We start from the raw sequence: 23,566 nt of genomic DNA, 5'->3' as shown, positions 1-23,566 counted from the left end.
GACAACGCCCCGGGGGTCGGGCGTCTGCGCAGCTCAGCGAGGGTACGGGAGGTAGGGCGTGGGCTCCTGGACCGGGATGGCGGCGGGTCCGGCGGGGGCGTCGGGGGCGGCGTCCCGGGGCAGGTCGGACGGGAGCAGGGAGCCGATCCACACATCCCGGCGGATGCCGCCGTGCACCAGTTTGGCGCGCAGGGTGCCCTCCCGTTGGAAGCCGACCTTGCGGGCGACCGCCCAGGAGCCCGCGTTGCCGGCCTCGGCGAGCCATTCCATGCGCTCCACGCCCAGCTCGCGGAAGGCCCAGCGCACCACGACGGCGGCCGCCTCCGCGGTGTACCCCTTGCCGCGGTGCTCCTTCGCGGTCCAGTAGCCGAGCTCGGCCTGCCGCTCCACCGTGCGCAGCCGGTCTAGCCGGACCAGGCCCATGGAGCCGACGAGCGTCCCGTCGGCGCGGGTGACCACGGCGAAGGTGTAGGCGGTGTCGTCCCGCCAGCCGTCAGGGACGGTGGTGCCGACGAACTGCTCCGCGTCGTCGTGGCGGTACGGCGAGGGGACGACGGTCCAGCGGGGGATGTCGGGGTCCTGGCAGGCGGCGTGCACCGCGGGTACGTCGGCGGGTCCGAAGGGGCGCAGCAGCAGGCGGTCGGTGGTGAGCGTGACGGGCTTCATAGGGTGAGTCTGCTGCGCCGCGGGGCGTGCTGCGAACCGTTTTCGCCGTGTTCACGGGCGGTGCGGCACAGGCTCTTCGGAGAGCCGCCGGGGCCCCGGCGGGGGATCGCACCGGATCGTGTTCGGCAATGATCGCGGGCGGGTTCCGGGGCGTTCGCCGGATCGTCCGCGGGACGGTTTCCGGATCTTTTCCGGAGCTTTCGCGGGAACCGTTCGGGCGTCACGGCGGAAACTTTTCCGGCACCTTCTCGCGGGCTCGTGCGTTGACGTGGCGAGGGGTCGGCGGGCATCGGCTGCGGCGGACCTCCCGGCCGGACAGCGTCCTCCTTTACGATGGCCGTTGCGGCGGGGCCTGCCCCCTGGAAACATGCCGCGCCCGCGCACTCGACCGTGCAGGCCCGACCGGCAAGGAGACCAGCCCAAGTGTCCGTCTTGACGAAGATCATGCGTGCAGGCGAAGGAAAGATCCTGCGCAAGCTGCACCGCATCGCGGGCCAGGTGAACTCCATCGAGGAGGACTTCGCGGCCCTCTCCGACGCCGAGCTGCGCGCGCTCACCGACGAGTACAAGCAGCGCTTCGCCGACGGCGAAAGCCTCGACGACCTGCTGCCCGAGGCGTTCGCCACGGTCCGCGAGGCCGCCAAGCGCGTGCTGGGCCAGCGGCACTACGACGTCCAGCTCATGGGCGGTGCCGCGCTGCACCTCGGTTATGTGGCGGAGATGAAGACCGGTGAGGGCAAGACCCTGGTCGGTACCCTCCCGGCGTATCTGAACGCGCTGTCCGGCAAGGGCGTCCACCTGATCACGGTCAACGACTACCTCGCCGAGCGCGACTCCGAGATGATGGGCCGGGTCCACAAGTTCCTGGGCCTGAGCGTCGGCTGCATCCTGGCCGACATGACGCCGGCTCAGCGCCGCGAGCAGTACAACTGCGACATCACCTACGGCACCAACAACGAGTTCGGCTTCGACTACCTGCGCGACAACATGGCGTGGTCGAAGGACGAACTGGTCCAGCGCGGCCACAACTTCGCGATCGTCGACGAGGTCGACTCGATCCTGGTCGACGAGGCCCGTACACCGTTGATCATCTCCGGTCCGGCGGACTCGGCCACCAAGTGGTACGGCGACTTCGCCAAGTTGGTGCTGCGCCTGAAGCGGGGCGAGCCGGCCAACCCGCAGCGCGGCGTCGAGGAGACCGGCGACTACGACGTCGACGAGAAGAAGCGCACCGTCGGCATCCACGAGTCCGGTGTCGCCAAGGTCGAGGACTGGCTGGGCATCGACAACCTCTACGAGTCGGTCAACACGCCCCTGGTCGGATACCTCAACAACGCGATCAAGGCCAAGGAGCTGTTCAAGCTCGACAAGGACTACGTCGTCATCGACGGCGAGGTCATGATCGTCGACGAGCACACCGGCCGTATCCTCGCCGGCCGCCGCTACAACGAGGGCATGCACCAGGCCATCGAGGCGAAGGAGGGCGTGGAGATCAAGGACGAGAACCAGACGCTCGCCACGATCACCCTGCAGAACTTCTTCCGCCTCTACGACAAGCTCTCCGGCATGACCGGTACGGCCATGACCGAGGCCGCCGAGTTCCACCAGATCTACAAGCTCGGCGTGGTCCCGATCCCGACCAACCGCCCGATGGTCCGCAAGGACCAGGCGGACCTGATCTACCGCACCGAGCCCGCGAAGTTCGACGCGGTCGTCGAGGACATCGCCGAGAAGCACGAGAAGGGCCAGCCGATCCTGGTCGGCACCACCTCGGTCGAGAAGTCCGAGTACCTCTCGCAGCAGCTCCGGAAGCGCGGCATCGCGCACGAGGTGCTCAACGCCAAGCAGCACGAGCGGGAGGCGTCGATCGTCGCCCAGGCCGGCCGCAAGGGCGCGGTGACGGTCGCCACCAACATGGCCGGCCGCGGTACGGACATCAAGCTCGGCGGCAACCCCGACGACCTCGCCGAGACCGAGCTGCGCCAGATGGGGCTGGACCCGGTCGACCACGTCGAGGAGTGGGCGGCCGCGCTGCCCGCCGCGCTGGAGCGCGCCGAGGCGGCCGTGAAGGCGGAGTTCGAGGAGGTCAAGGAGCTCGGCGGGCTCTACGTCCTGGGCACCGAGCGGCACGAGTCGCGGCGTATCGACAACCAGCTGCGCGGTCGCTCCGGCCGTCAGGGCGACCCGGGCGAGTCGCGGTTCTACCTCTCCCTGGGCGACGACCTGATGCGGCTGTTCAAGGCGCAGATGGTCGAGCGGGTCATGGCGATGGCCAACGTGCCCGACGACGTGCCGATCGAGAACAAGATGGTGACGCGGGCGATCGCCTCCGCCCAGTCGCAGGTCGAGCAGCAGAACTTCGAGACCCGCAAGAACGTCCTGAAGTACGACGAGGTCCTCAACCGCCAGCGCGAGGTCATCTACGGCGAGCGCCGCCGCGTCCTGGAGGGCGAGGACCTCCAGGAGCAGATCAAGCACTTCATGGACGACACGATCGACGCCTACATCCAGGCGGAGACCGTCGAGGGCTTCGCCGAGGAGTGGGACCTGGACCGCCTGTGGGGCGCGTTCAAGCAGCTCTACCCGGTCAAGGCGACCATCGGGGAGCTCGAGGAGGAGGTCGGCGACCGTGCGGGCCTGACGTCCGAGTTCATCGCCGACGCCATCAAGGAGGACATCCACGAGCAGTACGCCGCCCGTGAGGAGCAGCTCGGCTCGGAGATCATGCGGGAGCTGGAGCGCCGCGTGGTGCTGTCCGTCCTGGACCGCAAGTGGCGTGAGCACCTCTACGAGATGGACTACCTCCAGGAGGGCATCGGCCTGCGGGCGATGGCCCAGAAGGACCCGCTGGTGGAGTACCAGCGCGAGGGCTTCGACATGTTCACCGCGATGATGGAGGGCATCAAGGAGGAGTCCGTCGGCTATCTGTTCAACCTGGAGGTCCAGGTGGAGCAGCAGGTCGAGGAGGTCCCGGTGGAGGAGGCCGCGGAGCAGGTCCAGTCGGGGCGGGACGGCGCGGAGGCCGTTCCGGCGGCGGCCGGCGCGGGCCGCCCGGAGATCCACGCCAAGGGTCTGGAGGCGCCGCAGCGCCCGGACCGGCTGCACTTCACCGCGCCCAAGGTGGACGGCGACGGCAGCGTCATCGAGGGCGACTTCATCAGTGACGCGGACGGTGAGGGCCCGGCGCGTTCGGAGTCCGACGGGATGACGCGTGCGGAGCGGCGCAAGGCGCAGAAGAGCGCGGGGCGCCGCCGCAAGAAGTAGGCGGTCCGCTCCACGGCGGAGACGGAAGCGGAGGGCGCCCCGGCCATGGTCGGCCGGGGCGCCCTTTGTGTTGCCCGGGCGCCGGGGCGGGGGCCGGGGTCCGGTCGGGACCTGCCGGTGACCTCCTAGGGGAGCGGTCCGATGTCGAGGGCGGCGCAGCGCCAGCGGGCGTCGGCGCCCCGTTCCAGGCGGAACGCCAGGGCGCGCAGCCGGGCGCCGGCGGTGATCCGGGCGAACGCCTCGATGACCCCCTCGCGGGGGCGGCACAGGCCGCACTGGCGCAGGGCCGGGACGGGGGCGCGCAGACCGGGGGCCACGTAGGGGCGCAGCGGAGACAGCGGGGCGAGCTCGGCGAGGCGGTCGTAGGCGGCGGGCAGGGCGTGCCCGAGGAGGACGTGGACGGGGCGCTGGCCGCTCAGGGTGAGCAGGAGTTGGTGGGCGAACCAGAGGTGGGGCCGGTTCTCCTGGGCGCGGAGCCGGGCGCCCGGGGTGGGGACCGGGGCGGGGGCCGGGCGGTGCTGTGGGGTGGTGTGGGAGAGGTACGGGGTGCGGGTGGGGCCGCGGCTGCCGGCGGGGCCCGGGCCGCGGCCGGCGGGGCCGGTGGGGCGGCGGGTGCCGCGGCGGGGCGCGGGAGCGGTGCGCCGTGCGGCGGTGGGCGGCGGGGGTGGTGCCGACGGCGGTTCGGCGGGAGTGGTGGACGGGGTGGGCCCGCCGTACGAGGTGGTGGGGGTGTCGGAGGTGCCGGTGGTGTCGACGGCGGGGGAGCGGCGGGGACGGGGGACGGTCGGGGCGGGGGCCGGGGTGACGGAGTCCGGGGCCGGGCCGTCGGGGCGCGGGCCGTGCGGTGCGGTGGTGGACGGGGCCCGGCGGGCGTCCGTCGTGGTGCCGGTCGCGGTGGTGCTTTCGCTGGTCGTGTCCGTCATCGCGGTGCCCCCTCGTGCCGGGCCCGGCGGCGTTACCGGGCGGTAGCTTGTGGTGTGCGATCTTGTCGGCGGGGCGCCGGCGGCGGCAAGGCGCCCGGGCGGCCGGGGCGCGGCGGGAGATTTTCACCCGTCCGTGGCGACGGCCCCGGATCACGGGCCGCCCGCCCGGCCCCGGCCGGTCCGGAAGGCGGCCGGGCGGGCGGCTCCCGGGCGGCACGAAGGGGGACGCACCGCCGTATGCTGGCCGGGCATTCTTCTGGATCTAGCGAGAGCGGCTGCCATGCGTGTCTACGTCCCCCTGACGCTTTCCGGGCTCGCCGAGGCACACCGGAGCGGTGAGCTGGGGACCGGCCCGCTGCTCGCGTACGCCGTCACGCCCGCGCTGCGGGAGTGGTACGTCTCGGACGACATCGAGGAGCTGGAGTACGCGGCGCTCAACCGCGCGGCGCAGGCGTCGCTGCGGCTCCTGGCCGGGCACCCGGAGGCGCCCCGGCGGCGGGTCGTGGTGGCGGTGGACGTGCCGGACCGGAGCGCGACCGTGGACCCGGACCGCGGGCTGGACCAGTCCGCGCTGGGCGAGGTGCGGCTCGCCGGGCCGGTGCCGCTGTCGAAGGCCGCTGCGGTGCACGTGGACGCCGCGGACGCCGCGGAGGACGTGGCGGCGGCCGCGGCGGCGCTGGGCGCGGCCGACCTCGGCGACGACGACGCGCAGTTCACGGTCGACGGTGCCGAGGACCACGACCTGATGTGGTTCGGGGTGCAGGAGATCCCGCAGCTGCTGGCGTGACGCCCGGCGCGGCGGCCGCGTCCCGCCGTCGGCGGGCGTTGTCAGTGGCGGCGGGTACGGTTTTTCCCATGGCAGACGCACGGGGGAAGGACCGGGGGGACGGTATGAGGAAGCCCGCCGCACACATCGTGTGGGACTGGAACGGCACCCTGTTCCACGACATCGACGCCGTGATCGCGGCGACCAACTCCGCCTTCGCGGAGATCGGTCTGGAGCCGATCACGCTGGAGCGGTACCGCGAGCTGTACTGCGTGCCGGTGCCGGTGTTCTACGAGAGGCTGATGGGCCGGCGGCCCACCGAGGCCGAGTGGCTGGTGATGGACGCCACCTTCCACCGGCACTACACCGAGCAGCGGGTCGGCTGCGGTCTCGCCGAGGGCGCGGAGGCGCTGCTCGCGGCCTGGCAGGGGGCCGGGCGGAGCCAGTCGATCCTCAGCATGTTCGGCCACGACGAGCTGATACCCCTGGTCCGCGGGCTGGGCATCGCCTCGCGGTTCATACGGGTCGAGGGCCGCACAGGGCCGTCCGGGGGTTCGAAGAGCGCGTATATGGTGCGTCATCTGGCGGCGCTGGAGAGCGTCGAGCCGGGGCGTACGGTGGTGATCGGGGACGCCGTCGACGACGCGGTGGCCGCGCGGGACGCCGGAGCCCACGCGGTGCTGTACACGGGCGGGTCGCACAGCCGGAGCAGTCTGGCGGTCGCCGGGGTGCCGGTGGTGGACACTCTCGCCGAGGCCGTGCAGGTCGCGGAGGATCTCGCGGCCTAGGGCCCGTCCCGCCGGAGGGGCCCTGGTGGTCCGTCCCGTCGTGCAGGCATCCGTCACCGTGCCGCCACGCATACGCCGTCCCGGCGCTCCTTTGTCCAGAAGGGCCAAGTTAAGGGGGTGGTTTTACGTGCACGGCGCATAACGGGGCGCTTGCCGGGAGAGATAGCCTTGGCACCGTGATCAGCGCGATAGTCCGCGGGGGCGGCAAGGCCCCCGCCGAGCGCCCGGGACACCACCGTGACCGGGCGACCGCTGACCGTTGCGGCCGCCGATCCGCGTCGACTGCGTCAAATCCCGTCGACTACGGCACGGCCTCCCCCCATCGCGGCATAGCGTCGACAGCGACCGGAGACCCCGCGTCGCGGTGGCGTTGTGCGGCTTTCGCAGCCCTTCCCACGTTTTTCCACAACGTCACGCAACGGCGCGCGACAGGAGCCAGAGGACATGCAGACCAAGCTGGACGAAGCCAAGATCGAGCTGCTCGCGAGGGCCGCCCGGGTAGGTGAGAGCTCGGCCGGGGGCAAGACCCCGGCCCGCGGACTGGACCCGGACACCCTCGCGGGATACCTCCAGCGCTACTACCTGCACACCGCCCCCGAGGACCTCACCGACCGCGACCCGGTCGACGTCTTCGGCGCCGCACTCTCCCACTACCGCCTCGCCGAGCACCGGCCCCAGGGCACCGCGAGCGTGCGGGTGCACACCCCGACCGTCGAGGAGAACGGCTGGACGTGCAGCCACTCGGTCGTCGAGGTGGTCACCGACGACATGCCGTTCCTGGTCGACTCGGTCACCAACGAGCTCTCGCGACAGGGCCGCGGCATCCACGTCGTGATCCACCCGCAGCTGACCGTCCGGCGGGACGTCACCGGCAAGCTGATCGAGGTCCTGGACGTCAACGGCGACGCGCACGGGCCCAATGGCGGCGGCAGGACCGCCGAGCGGCCGCACGACGCGGTCACCGAGTCCTGGATCCACGTCGAGATGGACCGCGAGACCGACCGGGACGACCTCAAGCAGATCACCGCGGATCTGCTGCGGGTGCTCTCCGACGTCCGCGAGGCCGTCGAGGACTGGGACAAGATGCGCTCCGCCTCCCTGCGGATCGCCGAGGAGCTGCCCGGCGAGCCGATCGCCGACGACATCCGCCCGCAGGAGGTCGAGGAGGCCCGCGAGCTGCTGCGCTGGCTCTCCGACGACCACTTCACCTTCCTCGGCTACCGCGAGTACGAGCTGGCCTCCGCGCCCTGCGAGGACGGCGGCGAGGAGGACGTCCTCACCGCGATCCCCGGCACCGGCCTGGGCATCCTGCGCTCCGACCCGGCGCACCGCGAGAGCGACGCCGGCCACCCCGTCTCGCCGTCCTTCAACCGGCTGCCCGCGGACGCCCGCGCCAAGGCCCGCGAGCACAAGCTGCTGATCCTCACCAAGGCCAACAGCCGCGCCACCGTCCACCGGCCCTCCTACCTCGACTACGTCGGCGTCAAGAAGTTCGACAAGGAGGGCAACGTCATCGGGGAGCGGCGCTTCCTGGGCCTGTTCTCCTCCGCCGCGTACACCGAGTCCGTGCGCCGGGTGCCGGTGATCCGCCGCAAGGTCGCCGAGGTCCTCGACGGCGCCGGCTTCAGCCCCCACAGCCACGACGGCCGCGACCTGCTCCAGATCCTGGAGACCTACCCGCGCGACGAGCTGTTCCAGACCCCGCCGGACCAGCTGCGCTCCATCGCCACCAGCGTGCTCTACCTCCAGGAGCGCCGCCGCCTGCGGCTCTACCTCCGCCAGGACGAGTACGGCCGCTACTACTCCGCCCTCGTCTACCTCCCGCGGGACCGCTACACCACCGCCGTCCGGCTGCGGCTGATCGACATCCTCAAGGAGGAACTCGGCGGCACCAGCGTCGACTTCACCGCCTGGAACACCGAGTCGGTGCTCTCCCGGCTGCACTTCCTCATCCGGGTCGAGCCGGGCACCGCGCTGTCCGAGCTCACCGACGCGGACGTGGACCGCGTCGAGGCCCGGCTGGTGGAGGCCGCCCGCTCCTGGGCCGACGGCTTCGCCGAGGCGCTGACCGCCGAGGTCGGCGAGGAGCGCGCCGCCGAGCTGCTGCGCCGCTACGCCCACGCCTTCCCCGAGGGCTACAAGGCCGACAACAACCCGCGCAGCGCGGTCGCCGACCTCCAGCACCTGGAGAAGCTCACCGGCGAGGCCGGCCGGGACTTCTCGGTCAGCCTCTACGAGCCGGTCAACGCCGGCCCCGGCGAGCGCCGCTTCAAGATCTACCGCCGGGGCGAGCCGGTCTCGCTGTCCCGGGTGCTGCCCGGCCTGAACTGCCTGGGCGTCGAGGTCACCGACGAGCGCCCGCACGAGCTGCGCTGCGCCGACGCAACCCTCGCCTGGATCTACGACTTCGGTCTGCGGATGCCCGAGCACGTCTCGGGCGACGACGCCCGCGAGCGCTTCCAGTCCGCGTTCACCGCGGTGTGGACGGGCACCGCCGAGAGCGACAACTTCAACAAGCTGGTGCTGCGGGCCGGCCTCGACTGGCGCCAGGCGATGGTGCTCCGCGCCTACGCCAAGTACCTGCGGCAGGCCGGCTCGACCTTCAGCCAGACGTACATGGAGGACACCCTCTCCAACAACGTCCACACCACCCGGCTGCTGGTCTCGCTCTTCGAGGCGCGGATGTCGCCGGAGCGCCAGCGGGCCGGCACCGAGCTGATCGACGGGCTGCTGGAGGAGCTGGACGGCGCCCTGGACCAGGTCGCCTCCCTCGACGAGGACCGCATCCTGCGCTCCTTCCTCACCGTCATCAAGGCGACCCTGCGCACCAACCACTACCAGCAGGACAGCGCGGGCCGGCCGCACTCCTACCTGTCCCTGAAGCTGGACCCGCAGGCCATCCCCGATCTGCCGGCGCCCCGCCCGGCGTACGAGATCTGGGTGTACTCGCCCCGCGTCGAGGGCGTCCACCTGCGCTTCGGCAAGGTGGCGCGCGGCGGTCTGCGCTGGTCGGACCGGCGGGAGGACTTCCGCACCGAGATCCTGGGCCTGGTCAAGGCGCAGATGGTCAAGAACACCGTCATCGTGCCGGTCGGCGCCAAGGGCGGCTTCGTCGGCAAGCAGCTGCCGGACCCGGCGCAGGACCGCGACGCGTGGCTGGCCGAGGGCATCGCCTGCTACAAGACCTTCATCTCGGGTCTGCTGGACATCACCGACAACCTCGTCGCCGGCGAGGTCGTCCCGCCCAAGGACGTCGTCCGGCACGACGAGGACGACACCTACCTCGTGGTCGCCGCCGACAAGGGCACCGCCACCTTCTCCGACATCGCCAACGAGGTCGCCGAGTCCTACGGCTTCTGGCTGGGCGACGCGTTCGCCTCCGGCGGCAGCGCCGGCTACGACCACAAGGGCATGGGCATCACCGCCCGCGGCGCCTGGGAGTCGGTCGAGCGGCACTTCCGCGAGCTGGGCCACGACACCCAGACCCAGGACTTCACCGTCGTCGGCGTCGGCGACATGTCCGGTGACGTCTTCGGCAACGGCATGCTGCTCAGCGAGCACATCCGGCTGGTCGCCGCCTTCGACCACCGGCACATCTTCCTCGACCCCAAGCCGGACGCGGCGACCTCGTACGCCGAGCGCCGCCGGCTGTTCGAGCTGCCGCGCTCCTCGTGGGCGGACTACGACACCGAACTGCTCTCGCAGGGCGGCGGCATCCACCCGCGGTCGGCCAAGTCCATCCCGATCAACGCCCAGGTGCGGGCGGCGCTGGGCATCGAGCCGGGCGTGAAGAAGATGACGCCGGCCGATCTGATGCGGGCCATCCTCAAGGCCCCGGTCGACCTGCTGTGGAACGGCGGCATCGGCACGTACGTGAAGGCGTCGACGGAGTCGCACGCCGACGTGGGCGACAAGTCCAACGACGCGATCCGGGTCGACGGCGAGGACCTGCGGGTCAAGGTCGTCGGCGAGGGCGGCAACCTCGGCCTGACCCAGCTGGGCCGGATCGAGTTCGCCGCGGCCGGCGGGAAGATCAACACCGACGCGATCGACAACAGCGCCGGCGTGGACACCTCCGACCACGAGGTCAACATCAAGATCCTGCTCAACTCCGTCGTCGCCGACGGCGACATGACGGTCAAGCAGCGCAACAAGCTGCTGGCGGAGATGACCGACGAGGTCGGCTCGCTGGTGCTGCGCAACAACTACGCGCAGAACACCGCGCTGGCGCTGGCCATCGCCCAGTCCTCCAGCATGCTCCACGCCCAGCAGCGCTTCATGCGCCGCCTGGTGCGCGACGGGCATCTGGACCGGGCGCTGGAGTTCCTGCCCACCGACCGGCAGATCCGGGAGCGGCTGAGCGCCGGGCGCGGCCTGACCCAGCCGGAGACCGCGGTGCTGCTCGCCTACACCAAGATCACGGTGGCCGACGAGCTGATCCAGACGGCGCTGCCGGACGACCCCTACCTCCAGCACCTGCTGCACGCCTACTTCCCGACCGCACTGCGGGAGACGTTCAGCGAGCAGGTCGACGGGCACGCGCTGCGCCGCGAGATCGTCACCACGGTGCTGGTCAACGACACCGTCAACACCGGCGGTACGAGCTTCCTGCACCGGATGCGGGAGGAGACCGGGGCGTCCCTGGAGGAGGTCGTCCGGGCGCACACCGCGGCCCGTGCGATCTTCCGGCTGGGCCAGGTCTGGGACGACGTCGAGGCGCTCGACAACGTCGTGGCCGCCGACGTCCAGACCCGGATCCGGCTGCACTCGCGCCGGCTGGTCGAGCGCGGCACCCGCTGGCTGCTCAACAACCGCCGCCAGCCGCTGGAGCTCTCCGGGACGATCGACTTCTTCGCGGAGCGGGTGGCGCAGGTCTGGGCGGAGCTGCCGAAGCTGCTACAGGGCAGCGACGTGGAGTGGTACCAGACGATCCTGGAGGAGTTGACCGACGCCGGGGTGCCGGAGCCGCTGGCCGTCCAGGTGTCCGGTTTCTCCTCCGTCTTCCCGGCGCTGGACATCGTCGCCATCGCGGACCGGACGGGCAAGGAGCCGCTGGCCGTCGCGGAGGTCTACTACGACCTCGGCGACCGGCTGCGGATCAACCAGCTGCTGGACCGGATCCTGGAGCTGCCGCGGAACGACCGCTGGCAGTCGATGGCCCGGGCCTCGATCCGCGAGGACCTCTTCGCGGCGCACGCCGCGCTCACCTCGGACGTGCTGTCGGTGGGCGACGGGTCGGCGACGCCGGAGGAGCGGTTCAAGGCGTGGGAGGAGGCGAACGCGGCGATTCTGTCGCGGGCGCGGTCCACGTTGGAGGAGATCCACGGGTCGGAGGGGTTCGACCTGGCGAACCTTTCGGTTGCCATGCGGACGATGCGGACGCTGTTGCGGACGCATAGCTGAGTCGGTGGGGCGGCGCCCTTGAGGGCGCCGGGCCCCATGTCCCCGAGCGCCGGACGGGCTGGTTGTGCCTGTCCGGCGCTCGGCGTTTCGGGGCCGGGGAGCGGCTGGCACGGGGTGGCGGTGGTGGGCCCGTGCGGTCCGGGGGTATCGCTGCGCTCGTCCTCGAACGCCGGACGGGCTGGATCTGCCGGGCGGGGCTGGTGGTGCGGAGCCGAGCTGATGTTTGCCGGTCCGGGCTGGTGTCTGCGGAATCGGCTGGGCGGTGGTGGGCCCGGACGGGAGAAGGGGAGAGCGCCGGAGGGGTGGGCCGTCCGGCGCTCTCGGGGGGAGGAGGATGCGGATCACGCGTGGGTGAAGTCCTCGTAGGCGGCGAGGACTTCTTCGGTGGGGCCGTCCATGCGGAGGACGCCCTTTTCGAGCCACAGGACGCGGTCGCAGGTGTCGCGGATGGAGTTGTTGTTGTGGCTGACGAGGAAGACGGTGCCGGCCTCCTCGCGTAGTTCGCGGATGCGGGCCTCGGAGCGCTTCTGGAAGGCGCGGTCACCGGTGGCCAGCGCCTCGTCGATCAGCAGTACGTCGTGGTCCTTGGCCGCCGCGATGGAGAACCGCAGACGGGCCGCCATACCGGAGGAGTAGGTGCGCATCGGCAGCGAGATGAAGTCGCCCTTCTCGTTGATGCCGGAGAACTCGACGATGTCGTCGTAGCGCTCGCGGACCTGTTCGCGGGACATGCCCATCGCCAGGCCGCCGAGGAGGACGTTCTTCTCGCCGGTGAGGTCGTTCATCAGGGCCGCGTTGACGCCGAGCAGCGAGGGCTGGCCGTGCGTGTAGACCTTGCCGCGCTCGGCGGGGAGCAGGCCGGCGACCGCCTTGAGGAGGGTCGACTTGCCGGAGCCGTTGGTGCCGATCAGGCCGACCGACTCGCCGCGGTAGGCGGTGAAGGAGACGCCCTTGACCGCGTGCACCTCGCGCACGCCCGCCGAGGGGCGCCGCCGCACGATCCGGTTGAGTGCCGCGGTGGCGCTGCCCTTGCCCGCGCCGGTGCCGTAGACGCGGTAGACGATGTGCAGGTCGTCCGCGATGACGGTCGGGACGCGGGTCTCGTCCGCCGCCGTCGGCCGGGTGCCGTCGATGTGCTCAGCCACGTCCGTACTGCTCCTCTGCCTTCCAGAAGTACACATAGCCGACGACCCCGGCGAGCAGCGCCCAGCCGGCCGCGAACGCCCAGACGTGCGGCGGGAGCTGGTGCTTGGTGAAGCTGTCGATGAGCGAGAAGCGCATCAGGTCGATGTAGACCGCGGCGGGGTTGCCGTTCAGCAGCACCACCACGATCTGCGGGAGGTGCTTGCCCTTGAGGATCACGCTGATGCTGAACATCACGCCGGAGGCGTACATCCACGTCCGCATGATGAAGGGCATCAGCTGCGCCAGGTCCGGCGTCTTGCTGCCCAGCCGCGCCATGACCATCGCCAGGCCGGTGTTGAAGACGAACTGCAGGGTCAGCGCCGGGAACACCAGCAGCCAGGACCCGGTGGGCACCTGCCCGAAGGCCAGCAGGATGACGACCAGCACGGCCATGGAGTAGAGCAGCTGCTGGAGCTGGGCCAGGCAGAACGAGATCGGCAGGCAGGCCCGTGGGAAGTGCAGCGCGCGCACCAGGCCGAGGCTGCCGGAGATCGCCCGGGTGCCGGCCATCACCGAGTTCTGCAGGAAGGTGAAGACGAAGACGCCGGTCACCAGGTACGGGATGTAGTCCGGGACGCCCTTCCGGGTGCCGATCAGCACGCCGAAGATCAAGTAGTAGACGCCGGCGTTGAGCAGCGGGGTGATCACCTGCCACAGCTGGCCGAGCTTGGCGGTGGTGTACATCGCGGTGAGCTTGGCGGTGGCGAACGAGGTGATGAAGTGCCGCCGGTGCCACAGCTGGCGGGTGTACTCGGGCAGCGAGGGGCGGGCGCCGCTCACCGTGAGGCCGTGGCGTTCGGCCAGGGCGCGCAGCTCGGGATCGGGTGCGGAGCCGGGGCCGGCCGGCCCGGCGGGTGCCGGGTCGGGGGCGGGAGCCGGGGGCGCGAGGGTCTGGGGCATGCGGCGCTTTCTTTCGTACAGAGGTGCGCTGTCGTACAGGGGCGCGCTGTCGTACGGGGCGTCGGAGTGCGTCGCGGGACGGCACGATCCGGCGACGACGGAACGGGTCCGTATCGTCGCGACGTCGAGACTAGGGCGGAGGTACGTCGAAACGCAACCGTAGCGTCGTACCGCTAGGATCAAGGCATGGCAAAAAACGGCACCGAGAGCGAGAGAGGCCCGGCGGCATCCGGGGCGCGCCGGACCCCGGCCGGCGCCGCCGTGCTGCGGGAGGACAAGACCGCCGCGATCCGTGCGGCGGTCTTCGAGGAGCTGGCCGCGGTCGGCTTCGCCCGGATGTCCATGGAGGGCATCGCCCGCCGGGCCGGGGTCGGCAAGACCGCCGTCTACCGGCGCTGGCGCTCCAAGCTGCACCTGGTCCTGGACGTGGTCTCCGCGGTCGCCGCGGCGGGGCTGCCGGCCCCGGACACCGGGACGCTGCGCGGCGACGTGCGGATGGTGCTGGAGGTCGCGGCCCGGGCGCTGCGGCATCCGATGGCCTCGCAGATCATCCCGGACCTGCTGGCCGAGGCGGCGCGCAGCCCGGAGCTGGCCGAGGCGCTCAAGGCCGCGCTGCACGACAGCCAGGAGGGGGTCGCGGCGGCGGTGGTGGCCCGGGCGGTGGAGCGCGGTGAACTGCCCGCGGACGTCGATCACCGGCTGGCGCTGGACCTGCTGACCGGGCCGCTGTACTGGCGGCTGCTGGTGGTCCGCGACGAGGTGCCCGCGGGCTATCTCGACGCGCTGGCCGGGTCGGTGACGGCGGCGCTGGGCGCGGAGTAGACGGGCGGACGCGGGGCGGCCGGAGGCGGTCCGGGCGCCCCGCGCGCCCCCTTTCGGGCGGCCGGCCCTTCGGCTAGCCCTTCTTCCAGAGCGTCACCTTCGTCGCGTAGTCGGGCATCTCGCTCGCGGTGTTCGGGGTCATCCCGGTGATCTCGATCATCGCCAGGTTGCCGTCCGTGGTCTCCGTGCACAGCAGGGTGCCGACGTGGATCGTCCGGCCCTTGTCCAGTTCCTCGCGGCCCATGGTCTTCGGGAGGACGTCGGTGTGCGAGCCGTCCAGGCATGCCTGGGGGGTCCGGCCGGTGCTGCGGCCCGTGGGGGTGCGGAACGTCAGGCCCTCGCCGGCCACCGAGACGTAGGAGATCTCGTAGGGGGATTCATCGTTCTGGGCGCCGGGCACCACCTTCGGCACGTCCAGGTCGACGTAGTTGAAGTCCGCCGCGGCGGGGGCGCGCAGCGCGAACGGGCGGTCCTTGAAGGCGACCTGGTAGCCGGCGCTGTCGTCGGGTGTGGCGGTCGGGGCGCCGGTGGCGCCGCCCTTGTGGTGTGCGGGGGCGGGTGTGGCCGGGCCGGTGGGGGAGTCGTGCCGGTCGGCGGCCCGGTCGCCGGGGCCGCCGCCGCGCGCCAGGGTCCAGGTGACGCCGACCACGGCGACCAGTGCCACCGCGGCGAGGGCGGCCCGCAGCACGGGGCCGCGCCGGTTGCCGGCCGCGGGCGCCGGCGCGCCGGGGCCCATGGTGGGCATCGCGTGCGGGCCGGGCGGCGGGGGCACGGGGCCGGTGGCGCCCTGCGTCGGGGCGGCGTGCGGGCCCGCGCCCTGGGTGGGGGTGTAGCCGGCGGGGCCCTGCGTCGGGGGGTGGCCGGGCGGCGGGCCCGCGGCCGGCGGCGGGTCCGGAAGCTCCCTGGCGGCGCGCTCGCGGCGGGCGATCTCGGCGGCCAGGGCGTCCGGCAGCCAGCCGTCGAAGTCCCGCGGCCCGTGCCCGGACGCCGTCCGGCACACCTCCGCCACCTCGGCGGGCGTCGGCCGCCGCCCGGGGTCGGCGGCCAGGCAGCGGGTGAGCAGCGGGCGCAGCGCCTCGGGGTAGCCGGAGAGGTCCGGGGCGGCCTGCGCGGTGTTGGCGATCCGGGCGGCGACGGTGATGGCCGCGCCGTCCCCGTACGGGTGCCGGCCGGTGGCCGCGACCGCCGCGATCAGGCCCAGCGAGAAGACGTCGGCGGCGGGTGTGACCTGCTCGCCGCTCGCGTGCTCGGGGGACATGTACTGCGGGGTGCCGATGAAGCCGCCGCTGCGGGTGAGCTGGGTGGCGTCGGCCGCCCGGGCGATCCCGAAGTCGATGACGTAGGGGCCCTGCGGGCCGAGCAGGATGTTGCTCGGCTTGAGGTCGCGGTGGACGACGCCGGCGGCGTGCACCGAGCCCAGCGCGCCGGCCGCCGCGCCGATCAGCCGGAAGACCGCCGGCAGCGGCAGCGGGCCGTCCCGCAGCGCCTCGTCGAGCGGCAGGCCGGGGACGAACGCGGTGGCCAGCCAGGGGAGTTCGCCGCCGGTGTCGTGATCGAGGACCGGTACGATGTGGTAGCCGTGCACCCGCCGGGCGGCCCGGACCTCCTGCTCGAAGCGGTCGCGGAAGTCCGCGTCCCGGCCGAACTCCCGGCGGATGACCTTCAGCGCGGCGGGCTGGTTGCCGCGGGTGCGGGTCAGGTACACCGAGCCCATCCCGCCCTCGCCGAGCCGCGCCAGCAGCCGGTAGCCGGCCACCTCCCGCGGATCGTCGGCGCGCAGCGGTGCGAAGACGTCGTCGTGCGTGCTGATGTGGAGCCTCCCCCGATCGAGAACTACCGGGGGATGGTATCCGTACGCCCGTCCGGGAGAAGGGGTGGTCCGCCGTCAACTCCGGGCGGGGCGGGGCGAGTCGGGCATCCGGGGCGCGGTGCGCGTCGCCGACGGAGACCGACGTCCCGTCGTGACTGCCCGACCGTCGTGACCGACCCCGACCCCCGACCCCGACCCCGACCCCCGACCTCCGACCTCCGGCCGTCGTGACCGGCCCCCGCCGTCGTCCCGCTGCCGGGCGTTCGCCCGAAAGGGTTGTGGCACGCGCCGGCGAAAATCCGGGGGAACTCCGGGAAATCCCCGGGAAACCGGGGGAGTCCCCGGAGACGGTCCCGGTCGTGGACACCCGGACACGCCGCCACCGGCGGTGCGCCGCGCGGGAACGCCCGGCCCCGCAAATACTGGGGACGTGCCCCGGTCAGGACCGTCAGGACCGTTCGTCCCCCGCCGCCGGCTGCTCCAGGCGACCGGCGGTGCCCTTCTCGCGGCCACCGCGGGCGCCGGCGTGTGGGCCTGGGCGTCCCCCGACGCGGCCCGCCCGGCCCCGCCGGCCCGCGAGCAGCAGCCCCCCGAGGAGCTGGCCGAGCAGGTGTTCCTGCACGTCATCGCGCACCCCGACGACGGCCTGTTCTTCATGAACCCGGGGCTTTACCAGGCCATCCGCAGCGGCGCGCGGGTGGTCACGGTGTGTCTGACGGGTGGTGAGTCCGACGGCCGCAACGCCCCCCGCGGCAGCGCCCTGCACGACCGGGTGGTCCCCGACCGGTCGGCCTTCGCCCGGGCCCGGGTCAACGGACTGCTCGCCGCGCACGCCCAGATGGCCACCGGCGACCGCAACAGCGTCTGGGACGGCGAGGCCCGCACCCTGCTGCCCGGCTTCCAGGTGGAGATCCAGACGCTGCGCGCCGCCCCCCAGCACCAGCTGGTCTTCGTGGAACTGGTCGAGGCCCGCGCGGTCTGCCAGCCGCGCGTCACCAGCCTGCGCGGCCTCTGGCTCGGGGTGGCCGACACGCTGCCCACCCTGCGGCCCGAGGCCAGCCCCGTCCAGCGGCAGTTCCGCTACACCCGCGACCAGGTCACCGACACCCTGGCGGCGGTCCTCGACTGGGTGCGGCCCACCGTCGTCCGCACCCTGGACCCCGACGCGGTGCACTCCGACAAGCCGCCGCTGCCCGCCCCCGACCCCCGGCTGGCCGGCCTGCGCTACTTCGACCACCAGGACCACACCGCCTCCGCCCACTTCACCCAGGCGGCACTGGCCCGCTACTGGGGGCGCGGCCACACCGCCCCGGCCATCGTGGAGAGCTACCTCGGCTACGAGCTGGGGGTGCTGCCGGGCGATCTCGATCTGTCCACCGCCCGCCGCAAGGCCGGCACGCTGAACGTCTACGGCTGGGCCGACCACCGCCCGTGCGGCGACCCGGCCGGCTGCGGCGACCGCAAGGTCGGCGGCACGGCCCTCAACGGCAGCCCGCGGAACTGGACCCGCAGCACCCGGCTGCGCGCCCCCGGCTCCAACGCCTGGGTGCGGCCGGCCCGGGACGGGCGGCTGACCGCCTTCGCGGTGCTCGGCGGGGCCGCGTACTGCTGGGCGGAGACCGGGCCGGGCAGCGGCCGGTTCGGCGACCCCGCCCGGGTCGGCGGGAAGCTGCTGGAGGGTCAGATCCACGCGGTGCGCCACCCCGACGGCACCCTTCAGCTGTTCGCGTCGCGGACGGTGCTGCCGGGGCCGGGCACGGAGCACCGGCGCGAGCTGGTCACCGCGCGGCAGACCGGCACCGGCCGGGGCGGTCTGCCGGCCTTCGGGGCGTGGGAGCCGCTGGGGTCCCCGGAACGGGACCCGGTGCGGTCGATGGAGGTCGGGTTCCCCGCCGCGGTGGCCGCGCGGGACGGCACGGTGCACGTCTTCGTGAAGACCTGGGACGGCGGGATCGGCCACCGCAGTGGGCCGCACGGCGCGCAGTGGTCGCCGTGGGACCGGCTGGAGGGACCGGCCGGCGTCGGCACCCTGAGGGCGTCGCCGCAGGTCGTCGACGGGATCGACGCCTGTGTGGACGCCGAGGGGCTGATCCACCTGGTCGCGCCCAGCGTCCGGACCGTGCAGCACTGGGTGTCCAAGGAGCCGGGGGAGACACCGCGGCCGGGCGCGGCCAGCGGGCTGCCGGAGCCGGGCGGGCCGGTCAGCATCGTCCCGCTGGCCGATGGTGTGGTGCGGATCGCCTACCGGCAGTCGGGGACCGCGCGGGTGGTGATCGCCGAGCGGCAGCGGGCGATCGGCAGCTGGCGGGTCTCCGGGCAGTGCGAACGGGCCGGCGGCTACGGGCGGGTGGCGCTGGCGCCGGCCGGCCGCGGCGACCGGATGGTGCTGGCCGCCCGGGACGACGCCGGTGACGTACGGGTAGCGCTGGCGCAGGCCGCGCCCAAGCCCTGGCAGCGGTGCCGGCTGGCGCACTCGGCGGCGGCCGGGGTGGCCGGCGACACGGCGGGGCGGGCGGTGCTGGTCGCGCTCGGCAACGACGGCCGGCTGTACACCGCCCGGCAGGAGAAGCCCGGGCAGACCGCCCCGTTCCTGGCCTGGCGCGCCCAGGGACGGTGATGACCGACAGGCCCTAGGCCGACCGGCCCGAGCGCACCGGTGGTGGCTCGGGCCGGTCGGGGGCGGCGTCCGGGCGTCCGGGCGGTCGCAGGATCCGGCGGGAGACGAGGAAGGTGACCGGCAGCGCCAGCAGGGCGGCGGCCAGCGGCGCCGCCACGCTGTCCATCCCCAGCCAGCTCACCAGCGCCACCAGACCGGCGCTCTGCACCGCGTAGTTGGTGACCTGGGTCAGCGGGAAGAGCAGGAACTTCCGCCAGGTGGGGCGGGTGCGGTAGGTGAAGTAGGTGTTGAGGAAGAACGAGCCGACCAGGCTGAGGACGAAGCCCGCCGTGTAGGCCGCGAAGTACGGCAGCAGCCGGTGCAGCGGCAGGTAACAGGCGTAGAACGTCGCGGTGTTGACGACGCCGACCGCCGTGAACCGGACGACCTGCCACCAGGGGACCGCCGCGGCCGGCCCGCGCATCAGCGGGACCGCGGGCCGACGGCGGCGGTCCCGGGCGGGGCGGACGTGTGCACCGGGTCGGGCGGCGGGGTGACGCCGTCGCTCTCCTTGACCAGGAAGTGCGGCCGCCGCTTGGTCTCGTAGTAGATCCGCCCGATGTACTCGCCGATCAGCCCGAGCATCACCATCTGGAGGCCGCCCAGCCCCACGATGATGGCCACCAGCGTCACATAGCCGGGCGCGGTGACCCCGCCGACGACGGCGGCGCCGATGACCCACAGGGCGTAGAGGGTGGCGAGCAGCGCGAGGCCCAGGCCGGCGTAGATGGCGGCGCGCAGCGGGCGGCAGTTGAAGGAGATCATGCCGTCGATGCCGTAGTTGACCAGCGCGCCGAAGCGCCACTTGGTCTCGCCGTCCGCCCGGGCGGCGTTGCGGTAGTCGAAGCTGACGGTGTCGAAGCCGATCCAGGAGAACAGGCCCTTGGAGAAGCGGTTGTACTCGGGCAGCGCGACCAGCGCGTCCACGGCCTTGCGGGACAGCAGCCGGAAGTCGCCCGCGCCGTCGATCAGTTCGACGTCGATCCAGGTGTTGACGGCGCGGTAGTAGAGGCGGCTGAGGGTGGTGCGCAGCCGCCGGTCGCCGTCCCGGCTGCGCCGGGCGATGACCTGGTCGTGGCCGAGCTGGTAGAGGTCGAGCATCTTCTCGATCAGCTCCGGCGGGTGCTGGAGGTCGGCGTCCATGAGGATCACCGCGTCGCCGGTGGCCGCCCGGAGCCCGGCCAGCATCGCCGGCTCCTTGCCGAAGTTGCGGCTGAAGGAGAGGTAGCGGGTGGTGCCGCGGTGCTGCTGGACCAGGGCGCGGATCCGGGGCAGGGTCCCGTCGATGCTGCCGTCGTCCACGTAGCACAGCTCGTACTCCACCGCGAGGCCGTCGAGGACCGCGCGCAGCTGGTCGTCGAAGCGGCCTATGACGGCCTCTTCGTTGTAGCAGGGGACGACGATGGAGAGCTTCATGAGCGGGCCGTTCGCCGGAGTTCGCCGGGTTTCAGGGGACGGCCTGCGCGGCCGTCCCCTGAAAGGCCATTTTACGAATCGGGACGAAACGCACTATTCGGGAAAGGCGGGTGGAGTGCGTCGCCGCCCCCGGCGGAGGGCCGCCGCACCGGCCACCGCCACCACCGCCAGCGCCCCCGCCGCGCTCACCAGCAGCCCCGCGGCCAGCCCCGGAGGCTCGTACGCACAGCTCAGCCGGGTCGCCCCGCGGCTCAGCGGAACGGCCGTCAGACCGCCGAACGAGCCGGGCTCCCGGACCGGTCCGCCGTCCACCGAACAGCCCCATCCGGACACCGCCGGCAGAGCGAGCACCGCGGTCCCCGCCGCCCCCGGACGCAGTCGCGCCGTCAGGTCGTGGCCGCCCGCGGTGAGCCGCACCGGCCCCTCCAGCGCCCGCACCGCCGCGGCCAGCCGCCCCGGGGCCAGGCAGCCCACGGCCCGCTCCGGCACATACGCGCGGCGCTGCCCGGTGAACCGCACCCGCACCACCCCGTCGGCCGGTACGGTGCCCAGCCGCCGCAGCGGATTGGCGGTGCCGTCCCACCGGCCCACCGCCCGGGTGGCCCCGCCCGGCCCGGCGACCTCGCCCGCGAACCACGGCGCGTACCACAGCGCCAGGCTGCCCGGGGTGCACCGCGCGGTGAAGGCCGCCCCGGCCTCCGGCGCGTCCGGCGCGGTCAGCACTCCGGCGTCCGTGCCGGGCAGCGGGCGGTCCGGCAGCAGCCAGCCGCCGGGCGCCCGCTGCGGGGCCGGGGCCGGACCGGCGACGGGCACCAGCCGCGGCACCTCGTAGACGCGGGCGCCCAGCAACCGTTCCTGGCGGGCGAAGACGGTGTCCGGGCCGGCGCCGGGCCCCGGCAGCGGCCCGCGCCGCACGGTCAGCAGCGGCGCCGGCCGCCCGCGCGCCACCGTGAATGCGCCGCGCGCCGCGCCCGGTTCCGGCGGCATCAGCGCACTGCCCACCCCCATCAGGGCCTGCCCCACCGGGTCCTGGAAGCTGAGCGTGTGCCGCCCCCGGATGTACCAGCCGGCGCCCAGCCCGCGCAGCGTCCGGGCGGCCGCCGCCGGCACGTAGCTGCTGTAGTACGCGCCGCCCTCGCCGCCGATCAGCAGCGGATCGTTGTCGGCGAACTCGTGCGGGCCCGGGTCCGTGCGGGACCGCGGCCAGTCGTCCCGGGCGGCCAGCCCCCGCCGGGCGGCCAGCGCCCCCGCGGTCATGGTGGGCTTCGGCCGGAACCACGGGATCGCGTCCCGCGCGGCGGTCACCGAGAACGCCGTGCAGGCCGCGGTCAGCGTCACCGTGACGGCCAGCACCGCGGTGACCGCCGCCCGGCCCCGCCGCCGCGCCCGCAGGCGGGCCGGCGCCGCCAGCGCCGCCAGGACCACCGCCCCGCCGCCCGCCACCATGAGCCAGGTCGTGCCGTTCACCGCGCTCCGGTTCCGGCAGCACAGCAGCAGCACCGCGACCAGCCCCGCCCCCGCGGCCAGCTCCCGCGGCCGCGGGCGGTGCGCCAGCGCCAGCCAGGCGACCATCACCAGCACCCCGCTCAGCACGAACGCGGCCCGGTACGGGCTCCCGTTGGGCAGCGCCAGACCGTGCCACAGCAGGATCGTCGGCTTCCAGACGAACGACGCGCCCATCCCCAGCGCCAGCAGCGTCCACCCGACCCGGGCCCGCACCGGCACCGCCCGGACGAACGGGAAGGCCGCCACCAGCAGCAGCGCCGCCACCCCGACGGAGACGTTCGGCGCCGGCACCGTGCCGTGGCCGGGCGGCAGCAGCTTCGCCAGCTGGTCCAGCAGCGGCGGCCGCCCCTCGTACACCGCCGGGGGCGGCTGCTGCGAGGCCCGGCTGGCCCGCAGCGTCACCGTCAGCACCGGCGCGGCCAGCGCGATCCCGGCCGCCGCCATGCCGGCCGCCCGGCCCACCACCCGCGCCCGCCCGCCCGGCGGCCACGCGGCGCGGGCGGCCCCCGCGCCGCCGCCGTCGTCCTCGTCGTCCCGGTCGTCCCGGGCGCCCCGCCCCACCGGCCCCTCCGCCAGCAGCCGAACCGCCAGCACCAGCCCGGTCGCCAGCGTCGCCATCGCCGCGGTGTAGAAGTTCCCGGCCCACGCCACCGCCACCAGCAGCGTCCCCGCCACCCACCGCACCCGCCGCAGGCACCAGTCCGCCGCGATCCCCAGCAGCGGCAGCGACACCAGCCCCCACATCCACATCGGATCGGCGTACCCGTCGCTCAGCACCCACGCGCACAGCCCGTACCCCACCGCCAGCAGCGCCCGCAGCCCGCCCGGCCCGGCCCGCAGCCGCCCCAGGAGCACGGTCATCAGCGCCGCGCCCAGCCCGATGCTCAGCAGCGTCACCAGGAACACCGGCAGATCCACCAGCGCCCGCGGGAACACCCCCACCAGCAGCGAGAACGGGTTCATCAGATACGTGACGAAGTCCGCCAGGAAGGGGACGCCGTACCCGCTGCCCCAGTTGAAGAAGAGATCCCCGTGGGCGCCGCCGTGCAGCAGGTCCCACAGCCGGGCGTGGAAGGGCACGAACTGGTTGCCCAGGTCGTTCACCGAACGGGGCCGCGGCCCGAACGGATAGCTGCCGTGGGCGGCCAGCGCCAGGCAGTACGCACCCATGGACAGCAGCGCCGCGAGCCCGGGCGCGGCCGCCCGGCGCCGGGCCCGCCCCGCGGGTGTGGCGCGCGTCGCGCCGGACGGACTCCGGGCAACCTCCCGGTCCCGGACCCCCTCTTGGGGTGCGGAAGGTGTCGGGCTCACCGGCGCTCCTCCGAGGTCGGCGCGGTCCCCCGCGCACAGACAGGCAGCGAACGATTCAGCAGTAGCGATTTATATGGCTTGATGGCTTGTAGTCCGTTTTACCCCGGAGGGGGCGGGGTAGGGCGAGGACCCGCAGAAAGGAACGGAGGC

14 protein-coding genes are annotated in these 23,566 nt (G+C 73.4%); 6 read left to right on the top strand and 8 right to left on the bottom strand.

Annotated elements, in window-relative coordinates:
- Positions 1-33: 33 nt before the first annotated feature.
- On the bottom strand, positions 34-666 hold the full coding sequence (locus K2224_RS02675) for a GNAT family N-acetyltransferase (RefSeq protein ID WP_221905065.1): 633 nt from the start codon (positions 664-666) through the stop codon (positions 34-36).
- A 423-nt stretch (positions 667-1,089) separates the two neighbouring features.
- Here K2224_RS02675 and secA point away from each other — a divergent pair, with 423 nt between their 5' ends.
- Positions 1,090-3,930, top strand: a complete 2,841-nt coding sequence (secA, locus tag K2224_RS02670) for a preprotein translocase subunit SecA (protein WP_221905064.1) — start codon at positions 1,090-1,092, stop codon at positions 3,928-3,930.
- Between the two features lie 125 nt (positions 3,931-4,055).
- Here the strand turns inward: secA and K2224_RS02665 are convergent, their stop codons facing one another.
- Entirely contained in the window at positions 4,056-4,853 is a 798-nt protein-coding gene (locus tag K2224_RS02665) for an Rv3235 family protein (RefSeq protein ID WP_221905063.1), read from the bottom strand.
- A gap of 280 nt (positions 4,854-5,133) precedes the next feature.
- On the opposite strand from K2224_RS02665, the gene K2224_RS02660 reads away from it, so the two are divergent.
- The 3 genes from K2224_RS02660 to K2224_RS02650 all read left to right on the top strand — a co-directional run bounded on the left by K2224_RS02660 (position 5,134) and on the right by K2224_RS02650 (position 11,810).
- Positions 5,134-5,640, top strand: a complete 507-nt coding sequence (locus tag K2224_RS02660; protein ID WP_221905062.1) for a DUF6912 family protein — start codon at positions 5,134-5,136, stop codon at positions 5,638-5,640.
- Positions 5,641-5,744: 104 nt separating this feature from the next.
- A complete protein-coding gene (locus K2224_RS02655) occupies positions 5,745-6,407 on the top strand; it encodes an HAD family hydrolase (protein ID WP_221909391.1) in 663 nt (220 codons plus the stop codon).
- 444 nt (positions 6,408-6,851) lie between these two features.
- Positions 6,852-11,810, top strand: coding sequence for an NAD-glutamate dehydrogenase (locus K2224_RS02650; RefSeq protein ID WP_221905061.1), 4,959 nt, complete (start codon positions 6,852-6,854; stop codon positions 11,808-11,810).
- A gap of 341 nt (positions 11,811-12,151) precedes the next feature.
- Here K2224_RS02650 and K2224_RS02645 read toward each other — a convergent pair whose 3' ends face one another.
- Both K2224_RS02645 and K2224_RS02640 read right to left on the bottom strand, forming a co-directional pair.
- Positions 12,152-12,991 (bottom strand): ABC transporter ATP-binding protein, encoded by an 840-nt coding sequence (locus tag K2224_RS02645; RefSeq protein ID WP_398201856.1) that lies wholly within the window; start codon positions 12,989-12,991, stop codon positions 12,152-12,154.
- Complete coding sequence (locus K2224_RS02640) at positions 12,948-13,895, bottom strand: ABC transporter permease (protein WP_221905059.1); 948 nt, start codon at positions 13,893-13,895, stop codon at positions 12,948-12,950. The genes K2224_RS02645 and K2224_RS02640 overlap by 44 nt, the downstream gene beginning before the upstream one ends.
- A gap of 186 nt (positions 13,896-14,081) precedes the next feature.
- Between K2224_RS02640 and K2224_RS02635 the strand changes: the two genes are divergently transcribed.
- Positions 14,082-14,717, top strand: a complete 636-nt coding sequence (locus tag K2224_RS02635; protein WP_221905058.1) for a TetR/AcrR family transcriptional regulator — start codon at positions 14,082-14,084, stop codon at positions 14,715-14,717.
- Between the two features lie 73 nt (positions 14,718-14,790).
- Here the strand turns inward: K2224_RS02635 and K2224_RS02630 are convergent, their stop codons facing one another.
- Entirely contained in the window at positions 14,791-16,473 is a 1,683-nt protein-coding gene (locus tag K2224_RS02630) for a serine/threonine-protein kinase (RefSeq protein WP_221905057.1), read from the bottom strand.
- Positions 16,474-16,957: 484 nt separating this feature from the next.
- Between K2224_RS02630 and K2224_RS02625 the strand changes: the two genes are divergently transcribed.
- Positions 16,958-19,144: a PIG-L family deacetylase gene (locus K2224_RS02625; RefSeq protein ID WP_221905056.1), complete on the top strand. Its 2,187-nt coding sequence runs from the start codon at positions 16,958-16,960 to the stop codon at positions 19,142-19,144.
- A 13-nt stretch (positions 19,145-19,157) separates the two neighbouring features.
- Here K2224_RS02625 and K2224_RS02620 read toward each other — a convergent pair whose 3' ends face one another.
- The 3 genes from K2224_RS02620 to K2224_RS02610 all read right to left on the bottom strand — a co-directional run bounded on the left by K2224_RS02620 (position 19,158) and on the right by K2224_RS02610 (position 23,416).
- Positions 19,158-19,607: a GtrA family protein gene (locus K2224_RS02620; RefSeq protein ID WP_221905055.1), complete on the bottom strand. Its 450-nt coding sequence runs from the start codon at positions 19,605-19,607 to the stop codon at positions 19,158-19,160.
- Entirely contained in the window at positions 19,607-20,599 is a 993-nt protein-coding gene (locus K2224_RS02615; RefSeq protein WP_221905054.1) for a glycosyltransferase family 2 protein, read from the bottom strand. Before K2224_RS02615 ends, K2224_RS02620 begins: the two co-directional genes overlap by 1 nt.
- A gap of 93 nt (positions 20,600-20,692) precedes the next feature.
- Entirely contained in the window at positions 20,693-23,416 is a 2,724-nt protein-coding gene (locus tag K2224_RS02610) for a YfhO family protein (RefSeq protein ID WP_221905053.1), read from the bottom strand.
- Between the last annotated feature and the right edge of the window lie 150 nt (positions 23,417-23,566).

The sequence above is a fragment of the Streptomyces sp. BHT-5-2 genome (assembly GCF_019774615.1).
Classification (GTDB): Bacteria; Actinomycetota; Actinomycetes; order Streptomycetales; family Streptomycetaceae; genus Streptomyces.
This window is presented reverse-complemented; position numbering and strand designations above follow the sequence as displayed.

Excerpts from the sequence above, each read along its gene's own strand:
- K2224_RS02645 (WP_398201856.1), bottom strand. The coding sequence starts at position 12,991 with ATGTGTACTTCTGGAAGGCAGAGGAGCAGTACGGACGTGGCTGAGCAC.
- K2224_RS02640 (WP_221905059.1), bottom strand. The coding sequence starts at position 13,895 with ATGCCCCAGACCCTCGCGCCCCCGGCTCCCGCCCCCGACCCGGCACCC.
- K2224_RS02665 (WP_221905063.1), bottom strand. The coding sequence starts at position 4,853 with ATGACGGACACGACCAGCGAAAGCACCACCGCGACCGGCACCACGACG.
- K2224_RS02650 (WP_221905061.1), top strand. The coding sequence starts at position 6,852 with ATGCAGACCAAGCTGGACGAAGCCAAGATCGAGCTGCTCGCGAGGGCC.
- K2224_RS02675 (WP_221905065.1), bottom strand. The coding sequence starts at position 666 with ATGAAGCCCGTCACGCTCACCACCGACCGCCTGCTGCTGCGCCCCTTC.
- K2224_RS02615 (WP_221905054.1), bottom strand. The coding sequence starts at position 20,599 with ATGAAGCTCTCCATCGTCGTCCCCTGCTACAACGAAGAGGCCGTCATA.
- K2224_RS02620 (WP_221905055.1), bottom strand. The coding sequence starts at position 19,607 with ATGCGCGGGCCGGCCGCGGCGGTCCCCTGGTGGCAGGTCGTCCGGTTC.
- K2224_RS02655 (WP_221909391.1), top strand. The coding sequence starts at position 5,745 with ATGAGGAAGCCCGCCGCACACATCGTGTGGGACTGGAACGGCACCCTG.
- K2224_RS02660 (WP_221905062.1), top strand. The coding sequence starts at position 5,134 with ATGCGTGTCTACGTCCCCCTGACGCTTTCCGGGCTCGCCGAGGCACAC.
- K2224_RS02635 (WP_221905058.1), top strand. The coding sequence starts at position 14,082 with ATGGCAAAAAACGGCACCGAGAGCGAGAGAGGCCCGGCGGCATCCGGG.